Origin of the sequence: Paenibacillus sp. 7523-1, assembly GCF_002276415.1 — a bacterium.
Taxonomy (GTDB): Bacteria; Bacillota; Bacilli; order Paenibacillales; family Paenibacillaceae; genus Paenibacillus; species Paenibacillus illinoisensis_A.
The window spans coordinates 71,117-87,664 of record NZ_NPBR01000005.1; the positions used below are offsets into that span (position 1 = coordinate 71,117).

The 16,548-nt window shown below is 48.6% G+C and carries 14 protein-coding genes; 2 read left to right on the top strand and 12 right to left on the bottom strand.

The genetic code is table 11. The features are described from left to right. Positions 1-27: 27 nt before the first annotated feature. Positions 28-1,008: a Gfo/Idh/MocA family protein gene (locus CHH60_RS03855; protein ID WP_095358002.1), complete on the bottom strand. Its 981-nt coding sequence runs from the start codon at positions 1,006-1,008 to the stop codon at positions 28-30. Positions 1,009-1,188: 180 nt separating this feature from the next. Between CHH60_RS03855 and CHH60_RS03860 the strand changes: the two genes are divergently transcribed. After that, entirely contained in the window at positions 1,189-1,773 is a 585-nt protein-coding gene (locus tag CHH60_RS03860) for a bifunctional transcriptional activator/DNA repair enzyme AdaA (protein WP_095358003.1), read from the top strand. Further along, positions 1,773-2,591: an SPL family radical SAM protein gene (locus CHH60_RS03865; protein WP_095358635.1), complete on the top strand. Its 819-nt coding sequence runs from the start codon at positions 1,773-1,775 to the stop codon at positions 2,589-2,591. Before CHH60_RS03860 ends, CHH60_RS03865 begins: the two co-directional genes overlap by 1 nt. Before the next feature lie 105 nt (positions 2,592-2,696). Here the strand turns inward: CHH60_RS03865 and CHH60_RS03870 are convergent, their stop codons facing one another. The 11 genes from CHH60_RS03870 to CHH60_RS03920 form a co-directional block, all read right to left on the bottom strand. Continuing rightward, positions 2,697-3,803, bottom strand: coding sequence for a Gfo/Idh/MocA family protein (locus CHH60_RS03870; RefSeq protein WP_095358004.1), 1,107 nt, complete (start codon positions 3,801-3,803; stop codon positions 2,697-2,699). 99 nt (positions 3,804-3,902) lie between these two features. After that, positions 3,903-4,628: a ThuA domain-containing protein gene (locus CHH60_RS03875; RefSeq protein WP_095358005.1), complete on the bottom strand. Its 726-nt coding sequence runs from the start codon at positions 4,626-4,628 to the stop codon at positions 3,903-3,905. 82 nt (positions 4,629-4,710) lie between these two features. After that, positions 4,711-5,883: a Gfo/Idh/MocA family protein gene (locus CHH60_RS03880; RefSeq protein WP_095358006.1), complete on the bottom strand. Its 1,173-nt coding sequence runs from the start codon at positions 5,881-5,883 to the stop codon at positions 4,711-4,713. A 39-nt stretch (positions 5,884-5,922) separates the two neighbouring features. Then, positions 5,923-6,969 carry a LacI family DNA-binding transcriptional regulator gene (locus CHH60_RS03885; protein WP_095358007.1) on the bottom strand — a complete coding sequence of 349 codons (1,047 nt, stop codon included), beginning with the start codon at positions 6,967-6,969 and terminating at the stop codon, positions 5,923-5,925. A gap of 257 nt (positions 6,970-7,226) precedes the next feature. Next, on the bottom strand, positions 7,227-8,303 hold the full coding sequence (glpX, locus tag CHH60_RS03890; RefSeq protein ID WP_095287732.1) for a class II fructose-bisphosphatase: 1,077 nt from the start codon (positions 8,301-8,303) through the stop codon (positions 7,227-7,229). Between the two features lie 1,003 nt (positions 8,304-9,306). Further along, entirely contained in the window at positions 9,307-9,807 is a 501-nt protein-coding gene (locus CHH60_RS03895) for a (2Fe-2S)-binding protein (RefSeq protein WP_095358008.1), read from the bottom strand. Continuing rightward, on the bottom strand, positions 9,804-12,128 hold the full coding sequence (gene pucD / locus CHH60_RS03900; protein WP_095358009.1) for a xanthine dehydrogenase subunit D: 2,325 nt from the start codon (positions 12,126-12,128) through the stop codon (positions 9,804-9,806). Before pucD ends, CHH60_RS03895 begins: the two co-directional genes overlap by 4 nt. 34 nt (positions 12,129-12,162) lie before the next feature. After that, positions 12,163-13,074, bottom strand: coding sequence for an FAD binding domain-containing protein (locus CHH60_RS03905; RefSeq protein WP_095358010.1), 912 nt, complete (start codon positions 13,072-13,074; stop codon positions 12,163-12,165). 367 nt (positions 13,075-13,441) lie between these two features. Next, positions 13,442-14,095: a nucleotidyltransferase family protein gene (locus tag CHH60_RS03910; protein WP_095358011.1), complete on the bottom strand. Its 654-nt coding sequence runs from the start codon at positions 14,093-14,095 to the stop codon at positions 13,442-13,444. Further along, a complete protein-coding gene (locus CHH60_RS03915) occupies positions 14,061-15,143 on the bottom strand; it encodes an XdhC family protein (RefSeq protein WP_095358012.1) in 1,083 nt (360 codons plus the stop codon). The genes CHH60_RS03910 and CHH60_RS03915 overlap by 35 nt, the downstream gene beginning before the upstream one ends. Before the next feature lie 74 nt (positions 15,144-15,217). Beyond that, on the bottom strand, positions 15,218-16,540 hold the full coding sequence (locus tag CHH60_RS03920) for a 5'-deoxyadenosine deaminase (RefSeq protein WP_095358636.1): 1,323 nt from the start codon (positions 16,538-16,540) through the stop codon (positions 15,218-15,220). Positions 16,541-16,548: the final 8 nt, after the last annotated feature.

Consider the following 16,548-nt stretch of genomic DNA (forward strand, 5'->3'; position numbering starts at 1 on the left):
GTCTCAGCTCACTTTCCTGTCATTCCATTAATCGTTCGGGAAAACCAGACCAATCTGCTTGCGGATCTGATCCATCACCTGCATCGTTTCATAGGAGCGTTCATAGCTGTTCAGCTCGGATTCCTGTTTCCCCTGCTGAACGAGGTTAACGAATTCCTCCACCTCGTAATACATGGCTGGATAGGTCTGCTCAGCTGTCAACAGTTCAACCGTACCGTCATTGTATCGTATTTCCGCGTGTTCGGGGGAACCGATTTTATCAATGATTATGCTGCCGCGCTCTCCCATAATTTCACTTGGCACATGAGAGTTGGATATCTTGGAGTAAGTCACCACGGCTTCCATCCCTTCATATCCTAGAAGTACACTGCCCTGTCCGTCGACGCCTGAATCCAGCATGATGGCTTGAGCTTGAACCTGATTTGGTGCTCCAAACAAAGTGATTAGCGGGTACAGACAGTACACTCCAAGATCCATTAAAGCTCCGTTTGCAAGTTCAGGCTTGAATGCATTAAGCACAACCCCCTCTTTGTACTTGTCGTAACGGGAAGAATACTGACAGTACCCCGCGATATATTTGCGTACAGGTCCAATTTTGTGCAGATGAGCCTGGACCATTTTGAACGTAGGAGCCAGCGTTGACTTCATCGCTTCCATTAGCAAAACGTTGTTATTGCGAGCTGTGTTAATCACATGAGAAACCTCTGCAGCATTGGCTGCAAGTGGTTTCTCGCATAATACATGCTTGCCATTTCTAAGAAACAGCGCCGTCTGATCAGCATGATATGTATTGGGTGTAGCAATGTAGACCGCATCAATCGTGTCACTCGCTGCCATCTCCTCCAGGTCAGTGAATCGATGCTTGGCGTTATATTGATCTGCAAATGCATTCGCCTTCTCCTCTGTCCGTGAGTAGACAGCGGTCAATTCGAATCCCTTCACATGTGCTGCAGCTTCAAGAAGCCGTTCTGTAATCCAGTTGGTACCTACAACTCCGAAACGAACCATTATTACCTACCTCTTTCGTGAATGAATTTCGCATGTACTTCATCCTGCTCATTGTAGCATATTTCATTCCCTTGAACGGAAAGGATCGTCGTCTGCTTGCCATTGAAATCTTGCTTTTTCATGCGAGAATCTGTTGAACATCTTTCGTACAAGGGTATAATGTGTCGTGAGGTGATCCCTATGAAGCTTCGGGATAAACAAGAGCTCCCTTCTTTTTCATTAGACGAAACGCAATGGACAGCCATTATCAGCAATGATGCCTCCTATGACGGAAAATTTTATTATGGTGTCAGGACGACAGGTATTTTTTGCCGACCTTCATGCAAATCCAAAGATCCGAAATACGAAAATGTACTCGGTTTCCATAACCCTGAAGATGCACTGGCACAAGGCTTCAGACCATGCAAACGCTGCAAACCTACAGGACAGCGCGTTCCTGATCAGGAATGGGTTTCCGTCGTAACAAATTACATTAACCATCATTATTCAGAATCTCTTACTCTGGATATTCTTGCCCAGATTAGTCATGGTAGCCCGTATCATCTGCATCGTGTGTTCAAGCGGATTACGGGCGTAACTCCGGTACAATATATTCAGGACACACGGATGACCGAAGCGAAAAAATTGCTTGCGAGCGCTACACTCTCGATTTCAGATATCGGTCGCCAAGTAGGCATAACGAATCCGGCCTATTTCAGTGCTGTGTTTCGCAAGCTTACAGGGCAGACACCTGCTCATTACCGGGAACAGGAGCAACACCAATGATGAAGACCCAATATTTATATAAAACACCCAAGACCCTTTTGAACAAAGGGTCCGGTTTCCTTAACGGATATACCCACACGCTAAATCCCTATACAGGCTGTTCTTTTGGATGCTCTTACTGTTACGTCAGGCAAATGCCCGTTTCTTTGTTCCGCAAGCAGGATTGGGGAAGCTGGGTTGATGTAAAGCAGGAAGCTGCCAGCGTACTTGCCAAAGAGTTGAAACGTGCTCGCTCCAAAGGTAAAGTCACAATCTTTATGTCATCCAGTACCGATCCATATCAGCCTGTCGAATATAAAGAGCAAATTACACGTTCACTGCTCGAAGTGATGATACAGCATCCTCCGGATTTCATTCTGGTTCAAACCCGCAGTCCTCTGGTCACACGGGATATGGACCTGCTGCAGCAATTGGGCGACCGGGTGCGTGTCAGTATGACGATTGAGACGGATCGGGATGATATTCGCAAGCATTTTAGTCCGGCTGCACCACCCATTCCCGGTAGATTACATGCATTGGAAAAACTAAGGGATGCAGGTATAGCAACCCAGGTTGCGATTGCCCCTGTGCTTCCGAGCAGCGATAACTTTCCTACCCTCCTTCGGCCTCTAGTTCAACGTGTATGTATCGATGATTACTTCATGGGCGATGGCAGTCAAGGGAAACGCACGCGCAGATTGGGCATGGAGTCACTCTATCAGGAGTTAGGCGTGGAAGACTGGTATCAACCTGAGGCCTATCAGATCGTTGAGGAACGGATGAGAAAGCATTTTACGGAACATGAGATCTGGATCAGTCAGGCGGGATTTGAGCCTTAATGTGGTTTGCACGATCAATTTGTAAGATTAAAATGAACGAACAGCCCTGCTTCCTTGAGCGGAAGACAGGGCTGTTTGATTTGTATTCATGCTGCGTATCCAAAATTATTGATCAAGACTATACAGAGCCAAACCTTCTGGCAGAGCAGCAGGACGCTGACAGGTGCTTCTCATTTTATAGAAAGTCTGCTCATCGGAAGAGTCATGGAATGCCCACATTGCTTCAAGCACATGGTAGGCAAGCTCTCCGCTCGCTCGGTGAGCGCGGCCACTGTTAGCAGCATACGCCATATCAGCTACACCAATCCCGCGTGTATTTTCCTGATAGCCCGGAAGAAGAGGAACCTCCGTCCACTCGTGTTCACCCAGCAAACGGTAACGTACAGGGCCGCCAAATGTGTTAGGATCAGGTACCTGCAGCGTGCCGTGTGTGCCATAGATCTCAATCGGTGGCAGTGCGCTTCCCCCAAAAACATCAAAGCTCGTAATCAGCGTGCCAATAGCACCCTGCTCGAACTGCAATAATCCTGCCACATGCGTTGGAATATCAACGGGGATGGTTTGCCCTCTCTTTTTCTCACTTGTGATTGTACGCTCTTCCATCGCTTTGCCTGTCATGCCAGCAATGGAGCTGATCGGACCCAGCAGCTGCACTAATGCTGTCAGATAGTAAGGACCCATATCGAACATCGGTCCACCGCCTGAAGCGTAGTAGAATTCTGGATCAGGATGCCAGTGTTCATGTCCTCGGCTCATCATGAACGCCGTAGCAGCTACAGGTTTGCCGATAACGCCATCTTCAACCAGTTTGAGTGAGGTCTGAATGCCTGATCCGAAGAAAGTTTCAGGCGCGCAGCCTACCAGCAATCCTTTGCGCTTGGCTGTTTCCAGAACAGCCTGCCCTTCCTCGCGTGTAACAGCGAGAGGTTTTTCGACGTAGACATGTTTTCCCGCTTCAAGAGAGCGTAAACATACATCTGCGTGTACAGCAGGAATCGTTAAATTGATAATCAGTTCAATCTCTGGACTAGCCAACATCTCATCTACCGTGTATACATTCGGAACGTTATAGGCTGCTGCCTGCTCTTCAGCCCTCTTGCGGTCAATATCCGCTACGGCAACCAGATCTAGGATTTCGAAGCGGTGACAGTTTTCCATATAAATACTACTGATTTTACCACAGCCAATAATGCCAACTTTCATTGTTTTCATGCAGGTGGGCTCCCTTCAAGCGGATCGGAATTGTGGAATGCTGGTCAAGATTTGCTCACTTACGTATGTCCCTTGGTTTATCACAAAAAGTAACGGAAATTAAGTTTGGTTATCGGCCATGCCTGTGTACACTTCAGCTTTTTCACCTGTCTTATTATTGGCAACCGCCTTGCCTGCTGCAGTCCATTTGAAGCCACTGCGCATCATTTCAATAACTTGAGGCATCTCTACGATATCTGCATGATGACCGAGCGAGTTGTAGTACACACGGCCAGCACCCCAACGCTTCGTCCATACAACCGGCATATCCACTGGCCCATTCGCTGAATGGGGACCTTCCACAACCGGGAAACGAGTTGTTGCCAGTACTTCCACCGCAGGGTCAACGTGCAGGTAGTATTGCTCGCTTTTCACCTGAAAATCTTCAATGTGGTCCAGCAGCGGACTTGAACCGCGTTTGATGTTAACCGTATACTCCACGCCATCATTGCCCGGGTGTGCAACCCATTGACCGCCAGTCATAAACTGCCAATCGACATTGTTCCGGAACGCATCACACATCCCGCCGTGAATACCTGCGAGCCCAACGCCGCTCTGAACGGCAGCCGATACATTGTTGACCAGTTCCTGTTCAATCTGTCCCATCGTCCACAATGGAACGATCAGGTCGAGTCCCAGCAGTTTGTCGGCATCTGCATAGGCTTCCAATGTGTTCGAGACCTCGACTTCAAACTGTTCTTCCTTCAAAATGCGCTCAAAAATCGCTGCTACCTGCTCCGGTTCATGTCCATCCCAGCCGCCCCATACAATAAGTGCCTTACTCATCGCTTTATCACTCGCTTTCGGATAGTTTTATAGATTCTCTTCATTTCGAATTCTCTAGCATGTATAAACAGCTAAATGTTGCTCACATCTCATCAAGGGAAACCCAGCGCCGTTCTGTTACAGAACGTTCTACGGCTTCGAGCACTGCCTGGCAGGCAACACCATCATGGAAACTTGGTGAAGGCTGACGACCTTCAGAGATGGCTGTCACCAGCTCCAGCATCTCGTGTGTAAACGTGTGCTCGAATCCGATGGTATGTCCTGCTGGCCACCATGCCTCTGCATACTTATGCGCCGGATCTGTAGCCAGAACACGCCGGAATCCCTGAACGTCCTCTTCATCTTTCGTAAAATACACTTCCAGTTCATTCATTCGTTCAAAGTCAAACCGGACACTGCCCAGGCTGCCGTTAATCTCGAATGAATTGGTACTGCGGTGACCTGCTGCAAAGCGTGTAGCCTCGAAGCTGCCGAGTGCGCCGCCTGCAAACCTGGCCAGGAACAATGTCGCATCATCTACTGTCACTTCGCCCTTCGGTGCGTCCGCATTCGAGCTGCCTTTGGCACTGAGTCCAGTCATTTCGGAAGCAAGCGGCCGTTCCTTAATGAACGTCTCACTCATTCCAATGACTTCTTGGAACTCACCAACAAGGAAGCGTGCAAGATCAATTAAGTGTGCACCCAGATCGCCGTGCGATCCCGAACCAGCCACTTCCTTTTGCAAGCGCCAGACAAGCGGGAATGATGGATCCATGATCCAGTCCTGCAGGAAAAACGCGCGGAAGTGATATATCTTGCCCAGGCGACCGCTCTGAACCAATTCCTTGGCAAGCTGCACTGCCGGGGAGAAGCGATAGTTGAAACCAACCATGTGGGCAACACCAGCATCTTCTGCTGCTTGAAGCATCTCTCTCGAATCGGCAAGCGACAAGGCCAGCGGTTTCTCACAGAACAAATGTTTACCCTGACGGGCAGCTTCCAGTGCAATCTCCTTATGTGCATCACTCGGAGCGTTAATATCAATCAGATCAATGTCATCGCGTTGTACCAATTCACGCCAGTCGGTTACACTTTCGGACCAGCCGAACTGGTTCGCTGCTTCCTGGACACCATTTTCATTCCGGCCGCAGATGACCGACATTTCAGGCTGTAACGGTGCTGATGGGAAAAACATCGGCAGACTGCGATAAGCATTGCTATGGGCCTTCCCCATAAACTTGTATCCTACCATTCCGACACGTAGACGTTGTGACATGTTCTTTTCCTCCTTTGGAATTTGAAATCATGCTCTATGTTACTTACGAATCGATGAAGCTCGGATGATTAACTCTGCAGGCAATAACTCTCTGGGCCATTCAGATGAAAATTCCGAATTAACAGTTGAAGCGCTTCCAACCATAGAACCATGAATGAGTTTAAATGCGGCCAGTTCACCCATTTCATAGAAAGGAACTCTGACGCTAGTTAGCGGAGGCACGGCCATCTCGGCAGCATCGGAGTCGTCATACCCAACAAATGCCGGGAAATCCTCCACCCTAATCCCGCGCTCACGCAAACCATGCATAACACCAATAGCCATACGGTCATTGGCAGCAAATACAGCGTCGATCTCGTCAAGCCTTGCCGCTATCGTGGCCGCAGCCTCCACACCGCTTCTTCTGCTGTAATTCCCTTCAAGCAGCAGGCTGGGATCCAGCTCCATTCCGGCTTCCTGCAAACCAACGCGAACACCTTGCAGCCGCTCCTGACTGTTGGAATAACTGTCCGGACCGTTGAGAAAAGCAATATTTCGGTAACCCTGATCGGTAAGGTGACGAATGGCGAGCCGACTGCCTTCCACATGATCCGCATCCACTTCCAGAAAGGCTTCCCCTGCAAAGTGTTGATTCATAACGCAAAAAGGGTGACCTTCCTCTTGCAGCTGCTGCATGGCTGCCAGTTCCCCAGGGTCATCTCTGGCCCCAAGAATAATGCAGGCGTCCACTTTTTGACGTCGGAACAGGTCGGCATAATTCATGACTTCACCTGGTGATCTGAACATAACCAGCAGATCCATACCGCTGTCTCTGGCCTTATTACCAATACCACTCAGCATTTCCGAGAAAAAATAAGCAGAAAACAAATGCGCCTTCGGAACATAAGGCAAAACAACCCCGAGGTTGCCGCTTTTGCTTCTGGCGAAGCTGCGTGCAATGGCACTCGGCACATAGCCCAGCTTCTGGGAAGCTTCCAATACTTTGCGCCTTGTCTCCTCTTTGATCGGACCGACCCCGTTAAGAACCCGAGAGACCGTAGCTTCGGAGACTCCTGCCAAGTCAGCGACCTCTTTGCGGGATGCCATGAATCTCACTCCCTAACGTCCTTTAAATACGATACTATTTGTGGAATATGATTTTTATGTACGCGCGTACATTTTCTCATGTGTTGTAACCGTTGTCAATGCTTTTAACATAAAACAGGAAGAGGATCTCTATAAGCAGATTCCCTTCCTGTTTGATTGATCTAAGAGCATAAATCTTGTCCTAAGAATGAGGGATGATTCTAATAGATAACCTATGGTTTGGCAGCGACTTTTAGACCACTAAAGCGCAGTTTTGTCTAAGTCAATACACTCTGATTAACTGAAGATTGGCTAAACTCTGCCTGTTCTACTATTTTAGCCGGGCTTTGAATACGGTCTGAGGGTTCCGGCGTAGCTTGCAGTTTCCGTACTTTGTGCAGCACTTCCTTGTTGGGCAGGAAATGCACGGAGCGAATGTAACGGATCGTTTTGGTTTTGGCACGCATGACAATGGAATCTGTCTCGGCACGGTCATCTGCAAGATAACGCACACCGCCCAATATCTCTCCTGGCGTTACACCGGTTGCAGCGAAAATAACATCTTCGGTACCAATCATGTCCTGCATCGTTAAGACTTTGTAAGGATTATCAATGCCCATCTGCAGGCATCGCTGGAACTCGTCTGCATTAGCCGGCATTAAGCGGCCTTGTATTTCGCCTCCCAGGCAAGAGAGTGCTGCTGCAGCCAGCACGCCTTCAGGAGCTCCGCCAGAACCGACGTATAAGTCAATGCCTGCCTCAGGGAATGCAGGCGCCATGGCACCCGCTACGTCGCCGTCACTAAGGAACTTGATCCGTACGCCAACCTTGCGCAGCGTTTTAATCGTGCTCTCATGCCGCGTACGGTCCAGGATCATGACAGTCAAATCCGAAATGTTTTTGTTCAGTGCAGCAGCTGCTTTCTCTAGCGTAACCTCAACCGGGTCTTCGATGCTGACCTTGCCGACGAGTGCCGGACCTACAGCCAGTTTCTCCATATACATATCCGGTGCATGGAGCAGGTTTCCTTTTCCCGCCACTGCAATAACCGATAAAGCGTTGTTCAGTCCCTTGGCCACAATTTCTGTACCTTCAAGAGGATCTACAGCAACGTCGACTTCAGGTCCTTCAGCGTTACCCACTTCCTCGCCGATGTACAACATGGGTGCTTCGTCCATTTCTCCTTCACCGATTACCACCGTGCCGCGAATGGACACGGAATCGAACATGGCGCGCATGGCCAAAGTAGCCGCTTCATCTGCACTGTTCTTGTCACCTCGTCCCATCCAGGGGGCTGAAGCTAACGCAGCCAATTCTGTTACTCGGACAATTTCCAACGCCAGTTCGCGTTCCATTTTTCCCACTTCCTTTCCAGTTTTCAACAGCATACATGGAAAGTACTCCCAAATCCATCGCAAATCCATATGAAAATGATCTATAATCAGCTGAAAATCATTTTTTTGGAATTGACCCCCTTCACTATAAAGGAGCTAATTCTTATCATTTTCCATCGTTATTGAGTTGTTTTTTTGAAAGATAACCTGCAGGGGATTCCAACGTTGATTTCTTGCAGCGTGCCTTTTAGCTATTAAGAACACGAGAATGATGAAAATAAAAAGGAACATTTGTTTACGCATTCCAAACTTCTTTAAACAACATATATTCGATATATTTGCGATGTTTGTTTATAGTAGTCTCACTTGTTTATCAAGCTTCAAAAACGATTATAATTCTACTCTCTCCAGTAAATAAAGAAGCGGAAACAATTATGAGAGTGGGTTATATTTATTTCATGATTTAGAGTTGAATTTTTAAATATGTTGGTAGATGCTGGTTCAACTATTTTATTCCTCAATATAGATGAGGCTTATGGAAGTTATCGAAAATAATAAGTTTACATAATATTTATTATGTCTTTTATTTTTCTAAATCCTCAATATTCTCCTTTAGGAAATCTATTTGTTGACCATCCATACGAACTACATAGATGATCCGGTTGTTTATTCAAACTCTTACCACTAATTATTAAATGATTTCCCCCTTCAACATTATATTTTCGGATGTATAGTCCTGATCCCTGATCTTTATACTCATACCTTTCAAAGTCATTCCAGGAAAGACATTCCCCTTTCCCAGACAATAAAATAAGTTCATTCTAAGGAATGGACGAGCTGGAATCCTCTTGACTAATATTTTTCTGACATGTCAACTCGACTTGCGGTGATTGGTAAATGATCAAATATTAAATGGCCATAAAATAAAGACCGGACGAAATGGAGTTGAGAACTCCCTTCACGCCCGGTTTTATTCGTTTGATATTGAAATATCATGATCTGATCATTCACCTGTACCTCATTGCTAAATTGCCTTCGTTTCCTCACAACTCTCACTTGCCTTACATACTGCTCTTATAATTCCTCCATATCCGGTGCATCGGCACAGATTGCCGCATAATCCCGATTCGATCTGTTCCTGTGTAGGCTGGGGATGATGATCAAGCAGTGCCTTGGTGGCAATGACCATCCCTGGGGTACAATAACCGCATTGAAACCCGCCCTCTTCTACAAAGGCCTGCTGTATCGGATGCAGACTCCCTTCCTGTTCACCATGTAGCCCTTCAATGGTCGTAATATCACTTCCTTCACATTGATAAGCCATAATCAGGCAGGAGTTGACCGGCTCTCCATCCATAAGCGCCATGCATGCTCCGCAGCGACCAACTTCACAGGACACCTTGGTTCCGGTCAGGTTCAGATGTGTTCGAAGCACATCCACCAGCCGGGTTGTTTGGGCAATGTCAAGACGCTTCTCTTCCCCATTCACTACTGCTGACCAGATGTTACCAAGCGGCTTGCTCATGAGGGACTCACCCCTTCCAGTAAAGGTACATGTAGTGATTGAACCAGTTGTTCGCGCGGAACGGGCAATCGATTCACCCACACCCCGGTTGCCTGATGAATTGCTGCAGTGATTGCCGGCGCGAGTGCCACAGAACCAATCTCGCCAATCCCTCTCGGTCCAAAAGGATCTCCTTCGGGGAGGTCTTCAATGGCCTCAACCTCGAGATTGGTATGGATATCCCTAATCGTTGGAATCAAATACGTATCCAGATTGGTCGTAAGATATCGACTATCCTGCATGACAGCATCCTCCGTTAACGTAAACCCGAGCGCCATCACACTTCCACCTTCGATCTGTCCAATGAAGCCCATCGGATTAATGACGGGTCCCGCCGCTACCACATGACGTGTATCGAGCAATTTGGCTTCTCCGGTTAACGTGTTCACTGCTACCTCTGCGGCAACCGCCGCATACGTATATAGATAGTGTCCGCCCACGACATGGTCAGGCGTGGTTGGATAATCGAAATGAGTATCAAATACCCATTCTTCCGCTGTGCCCTGGCCCGCCAAATCTGAGTAGGCAGTAACAAATCCCAATGATTTCGTCTCTACATCAGTACTAGGCAGTTGGCCTTTACGCCATACACCGCCAGGTCCTGTCACCAGTTCATCAGCCGGAATGCCCGACAAGGCCGAAGCTGCCGATAGGACTCTGGAACGGAAAGGGGTCTGCAATCGCTGCAGAGCCATCCAGGCCATCGTTGTCGAACGTGAAGCGGTGCTCGAGCCACTGTGAGGAACCCGATCCGTATCGCCAATGATGATATTCAGATCCGAAGTGCTGCATTGAAACAGATCGCAGAGCATGATCTCCAATGTAGCGATCAACCCCTGACCAAATTCTTCGTAACTGAAAGCCACTTCTATTTTTCCTTCGGAATTAAGGGATAGGCGGCCTCCTGCCGGGTCCGGGATCCCGTAACCCAATCCGGCACCATGCATGGCAATTGCCGCTCCTACGCCGCGCTTGATCCATGGAGGCTGAGAAGGATCTGCCTGGGGAAGCTTATGCTTTTGCCATAATTCAGAACGATCCATGGCTTCCCATACCTGTGACAGTCCATCTGTAGTCAGAATTCTCTGATTTAATGGACCAGGGTCAGCCTTTTCCCTCATGTTCCGTCTGCGAAACTCCCATGGGTCCATATTCATGATCTCAGCGAGTCGATCCATTTGGCCTTCTACAGCAAAGATAGCCTGATTCCCACCAAATCCGCGAAATTCACCTGATAACCCATTGTTGGTATACACGGACAAGCCCTCTACATCCACATTGGGGATAGAGTAAGGACCTAGACAATGCTCCGTGCAGAAGTTCAGCACAGGCGCTCCAAGCGTGGCGTACGCTCCTGTATCTGCCGTAATGCGAACCCGGTGAGCTTGAATGATACCTTCGCGGCTGATTCCCGTCTGCATTTCAATTTTCATCGGATGCCGCTTCAGTCCTGCACGAACGGATTCCTTGCGGGAATTGTGCATTTTCACGGGACGTCCGCTGGTCAATGCAAGAAGTGCGCCATAAGGCTGCACGTTCAATTCGTCTTTCCCGCCGAAAGAACCACCGATAGGGGACGATACGACACGGATATCTTCCTCGGGACAACCGATAATCCGTGCCAGCTGCATCCGGTCCTTGTACCCGTGCTGCGTGGCTGCGTAGACATTAAGCCTTCCTTCGTCATCCGGAACAAACAGGCCGCCTTCTGTCTCCATATAAGCGTGCATTTGACGAGGTGTATAATACGTTTCCGTGACAATATGTTCACATGCTGCAAAAGCCTGCTCTACATTTCCGCGTTTAATTTCGGTGCGATGCAGTACATTGCCCGGTCCATGTGGATGCAGCTCCGGTGCGTCAGGAGCGAGAGCAGCATCCGTGCTGTCCAGCGGGGTAAGCTCCTCATACTCCACTTGGATTGCACTGAGTGCCAGTTCTGCCCGTTCCGGGGAATCCGCAGCAACTGCCGCAAGGGCATCTCCGACATATCGTACAACATCTTCGCAAAATACAGGCTGGTCAGGCGTTGCAATTCCAAAACGATTCAGGCCGGGTACGTCTTTGGAGGTAAGGACAGCATACACTCCCTCCATGGCCTCTGCTTCTGTAGTATCTATAGATAGAATGCGAGCATAAGGATAGGTGCTGCGCAGAACTCTTCCATGAAGCATTCCGGGTAGAGTCATATCCGTCAGATACTGGAGTTGTCCAGTTACCTTTGGAATTCCGTCCGGTCTCAAGTGCCACCGTTTTCCGCTATGTTTCCGATTCAGCAGCATGGTCTCTCTCCCCTTTTCTTGATCAAGATTTGAATCAACGGTATAGTGCTTCCCACAGTCCAGCCCCCAGCAAATTACCTGCAGTCTGCTTGCGGTATTGTTCAGTTGCAAAGACATCGCCATAGGTCACAAATTCCGAAGACGCGGTCCTGCCTAGCGGCTCTGCTTGCATTAGGGAAGCTTCTTCGTGAAGCAGCAGCTGTTCCGACGCAGGTAACCGCATGGCCACACCTGACCCTCCGCCAGCAGCGATTGCAACCTTTTTCCATCGACCATCTGTATCAATCTCTCCTCGAAAAGCAATGGTTACCAGAGATGCGCTAAACGTCTCTCGCCTGCCCAGCTTGCGGAAAAATGCAATTTCTCTCGCGTCAGGCTCTTGCTTCTTCGGATTAGAGACAGGCAACTTATTCAGCGGGATCTGGATCGAAATCAACACGTCACTTGGATTGCGACTGCCGTCACGCCCTCCTTTTAACCAGGAGTCTAGTGTACGGAATTCCAACCCTTCGTCCGTCATCCACTGCAGTTCTGCGTTGTATGTGAGCAATGCGGGTAACGTATCTCCGACACCAGATACAATGTTGCCGCCAATTGTCGCTACATTGCGAATGGACGGCGCAGCTATCGTTTTCACAGCCTCCTGTAATAAGGGCAGATGATGAAGCAATCCCTCCGTAATACATCTATTCAATCGGGTCAGGGCCCCGATCACCATTCGATCTCCGTCCATATATACGTCACTTGTTCCTGGAATACGTGCCAGACTGATCATATGCTCCGGTGAAGGTACAAGACCGCCTTCCCACTGGGTTCGCAGCAATGTTGCGCCTGCAGCGTAGCAGAAGCTTCCGTTCAACCTGTTCCTCAACATCCGGAGTTCTTCCAGATCTTCCGGCTGCCATACCGATGGCATCGCTCCTGACCCATATGCTGGTATTACCATCGTTCCATCCCCTCTCTCTTATAAGCACGATATAGGACGCTGGATTCAATCCGTATAGGCGCTGACTGTTGAAGATAATTCATCCTACAGGATCCAGATAATTCTTCAAATCATATGAGACTATAGGATTAGCGTCAATTAGCTTCACATCGATTTGGATAAATGTATAAATACGATCCACGTTTTGTGCTTCATGCATGATAGGAGTTACGATACCTAACACTGTTCCTCACGTGAAATCATATAAACGACATAAAAAGGCCAACCAAACGAACTGGATGACCTGTTTATGTTAAGAGAGCAGAGATAAGTAGATAACCTACGACTTCGTTGTATTCAATTGAGGGGGCATGTTATTGGGTCGAAGTTACTTCATTTGAGCTGATTCATTTACATAATCCATGATGCGTTTCACTTCACCCTCCGTATCAGCGTCCCAGAAACAAAAGTCAGGCAAGTTGACCTGGGTTCCAGAGAAGGTCTCATTACGCATTATCTTCCGCGCACCCTCATCTCCGACAAGAGCAAGGAGGTGATCAAACATATGAGAGCGAAAGGCAACAGGAGGCTTCCGCCCCTCGCCGTCCGCAGCAGCTGCATAATCAGACTGTTTGTTCACTGCAAGTGCTGCCGAAACCTGATTAATATCCTGCGCCCTTATTAAAGGCTGGTCCGCCAATAGAATCATTACACCTTCTGCCCCGTATTCCTTGGCTTCCTTGAGACCACATTGAAGCGATGCCGCCATACCAGAAGAATATTCTGTACAGAGAGCAATTTGGAGCCTAGTCTGGCTCCTATAGTTAGCTGAAGATACTGATGCGAGGTGTGCGTTCTCGGGGAGCCATTCCAAGGAATCCTCCGGTTTCAGCACACAGATGACCTGTTCCAGTTCAGAATCGAGTGCCGCTTGAAGCGACCAGGCCGACAAAGCTCTCCCATCCGGCATAGGCACTGCTAATTTATCTCGGCCAAGACGGGTACTCCTACCTGCGGCGAGCAGAATGCCCGTCAATCGCATGCGTACTCCCCCTTTGAACAGAACGATTCTCAGTCCCAGCAGCGCGTTTGCACGCAATCAGTTCAGCAGCAATGCTAATGGCGATTTCTTCTGGACCCTCTGCCCCGATACTGATACCAACCGGAGAATGGAGATTCGGTAGCGGTGATAAATCATTCAATAGTCGTGCTGTCCGTGTTCTGGACCCCATAATACCGAGATAAGCATATTCAGTTCCTGACAGCAGCTCCAAGAATTCACGTTCGCGCGGGAATTGATGACTCATCAGTATGAGGTAATCTCCACGTCGTATATTCAGCACAGGCATGATTTCAGCGGGAAAACCAAGAACGAGATCTGCATCCGGAAACCGATCAGACGTACACAGACCCTCTCTCCAATCAGCAATGATGACATGAAATCCAGATACCCTCGCAAGCCTAGCAACAGGTATGGCATCATTTCCCGCCCCGATTATAATAAGTCGCGGTTTAGGAGTATATATGGTCGTTATTCGTAAAGGCAGATTCCAGTAATCTGTTTCAGTTGATTTTTCGTCCTTATCGATTTCTGTACTGAACGAATCGGAAGACAGGCGCGGTACATCTATGGAAGGAACAAGTTTCCTATCGATTGGATCAACTCGATGCCATTCATATTGAATAAGAGAATAGTTATGCTGAAAGTAACGGGTAAACTCGGCTGCTGAACCAGATTTGAAACAATCATGCATTTCAGTTAATACACTTCTCAGTTCGCCGCAGACAGGTTCCAGCAGAACGACAACCAATCCTCCGCAGCCAATCGTTTCTCCCCAAGAGAGATCATCTTCAGGGCGCATGTCGTATTCGGCAAATGCCATGTGTCCCGTGTCCAGCACTTGTTTTACACGCGCATGCAGATCACTCTCGAGACATCCCGGGCTGATGCTGCCATACATTCTGCCATCTTCGGTCAAGAGCATAGAGACTCCCTGCTTACGGTAAGCATGACCTTCTACCTTGACCGCCGTTGCAAGTACACAGCGTGCCTCACCTGCTGCAATTGCACACAGATCATGCATTTCCATATTCGTCTCCACCTTTCCGAAAAGTCTTCTGCGAGCAGCAGTTATACAACATTTCCCTCTGAAAATAACCTAACTCAGATTCTCTTCATCAAACGTGCAATGCTCTTATCCGATTCGCGAAGAACGATGCCTCGGTCAATCGTCTGGATCTTGCGGTTTTTGAGCACAATGCTGCCATCAATAATGACCGTGTCCACACAGCTCCGAGTCGCGGAGTACACTACACGGGAATAAACATCTGTCTCATACGAAGGATACGTATGGAAATCTTCCAGATCCAACAACACCATGTCTGCCTTTTTGCCCACTTCCAGACTTCCAATTTCCTTAGAGAGGCCAAGCACTTCGGCACCACCCATCGTTGCCATGCGCAGAACCGTACGTGCATCCATAATTGTAGGCCCATGAGGAACCTTTTGAATTAATGCTGTCAGACGCATTTCCTGAAACATATCCAGGTTATTGTTGCATGGTGCGCCGTCCGCACCGATTCCCACCGCGATCTGGCGGTTAAGCAGGTCAGGAATTTCCGCTATACCCGATGACAATTTCATATTCGAGCCGGGGCAGTGGGTAACTTTTACCCCTCGCTTGCGAATGATTTCCTTCTCCTCTTCACTAAGCCAGACACAATGTGCAAGGACAAGACGTGGGGTTGCCAGACCGATATGATCCAGATAGACAATGTTACGCATTCCGCGTTCATGTTCGACCAGTTCAATCTCGCCACGATTCTCCGATGCATGCGTATGAACCTTCACATGATACTTGTTCGATAGATCACGTACTTCAACGAGCAGCTCCTCTGTACAGGAAACGACGAATCGCGGACAAAACGCATATTGAATGCGTCCGCCCCCGAAACCATTCCATTTCTCCAGCAAATCAACACTTTGCTGCAGCGAGGTTGCCGTATTTTCACGCAGAGGTTCAGGCACTTCGTCGCCATGGTCCATCATGACCTTGCCAGATATCACCCGAATGCCGCTCTGTGCCATTGCCTGAAAAGCCGAATCCGTGTGATGCACAGTCTCCATATCCAAAATGGTCGTGGTTCCACTCGAAATCAGTTCGCCCAGCCCAAGCATCGCCGAATAATAGACGGATTCCTCATCATGCGCTGCCTCCAGTGGCCAGATTCGCTGACGAAGCCAATCCATGAGCTCCAGGTCGTCCGCACGCCCGCGAAAGAGTGTCTGGCACAAATGAATATGTGTCTGAATAAAGCCTGGCAGCAGAACTTTGCCACGGGCATCAATAACCTGATCAGCCTGAACGTCGATATGCTCGGCAATCTCTTTGATTTTGTTATCCTCGATCAGCAGATCCCCTGTAAATATATCTTCTTCCGCATTCATCGTGACAAGCTGTGCACCCTTCAGCAGGATCGTTCCCATGATAATCT

Coding starts and splice junctions, on each gene's coding strand:
- CHH60_RS03855 (WP_095358002.1), bottom strand. CDS start 1,008: ATGGTTCGTTTCGGAGTTGTAGGTACCAACTGGATTACAGAACGGCTT.
- CHH60_RS03860 (WP_095358003.1), top strand. CDS start 1,189: ATGAAGCTTCGGGATAAACAAGAGCTCCCTTCTTTTTCATTAGACGAA.
- CHH60_RS03865 (WP_095358635.1), top strand. CDS start 1,773: ATGAAGACCCAATATTTATATAAAACACCCAAGACCCTTTTGAACAAA.
- CHH60_RS03870 (WP_095358004.1), bottom strand. CDS start 3,803: ATGAAAACAATGAAAGTTGGCATTATTGGCTGTGGTAAAATCAGTAGT.
- CHH60_RS03875 (WP_095358005.1), bottom strand. CDS start 4,628: ATGAGTAAGGCACTTATTGTATGGGGCGGCTGGGATGGACATGAACCG.
- CHH60_RS03880 (WP_095358006.1), bottom strand. CDS start 5,883: ATGTCACAACGTCTACGTGTCGGAATGGTAGGATACAAGTTTATGGGG.
- CHH60_RS03885 (WP_095358007.1), bottom strand. CDS start 6,969: ATGGCATCCCGCAAAGAGGTCGCTGACTTGGCAGGAGTCTCCGAAGCT.
- glpX (WP_095287732.1), bottom strand. CDS start 8,303: ATGGAACGCGAACTGGCGTTGGAAATTGTCCGAGTAACAGAATTGGCT.
- CHH60_RS03895 (WP_095358008.1), bottom strand. CDS start 9,807: ATGAGCAAGCCGCTTGGTAACATCTGGTCAGCAGTAGTGAATGGGGAA.
- pucD (WP_095358009.1), bottom strand. CDS start 12,128: ATGCTGCTGAATCGGAAACATAGCGGAAAACGGTGGCACTTGAGACCG.
- CHH60_RS03905 (WP_095358010.1), bottom strand. CDS start 13,074: ATGGTAATACCAGCATATGGGTCAGGAGCGATGCCATCGGTATGGCAG.
- CHH60_RS03910 (WP_095358011.1), bottom strand. CDS start 14,095: ATGCGATTGACGGGCATTCTGCTCGCCGCAGGTAGGAGTACCCGTCTT.
- CHH60_RS03915 (WP_095358012.1), bottom strand. CDS start 15,143: ATGGAAATGCATGATCTGTGTGCAATTGCAGCAGGTGAGGCACGCTGT.
- CHH60_RS03920 (WP_095358636.1), bottom strand. CDS start 16,540: ATGGGAACGATCCTGCTGAAGGGTGCACAGCTTGTCACGATGAATGCG.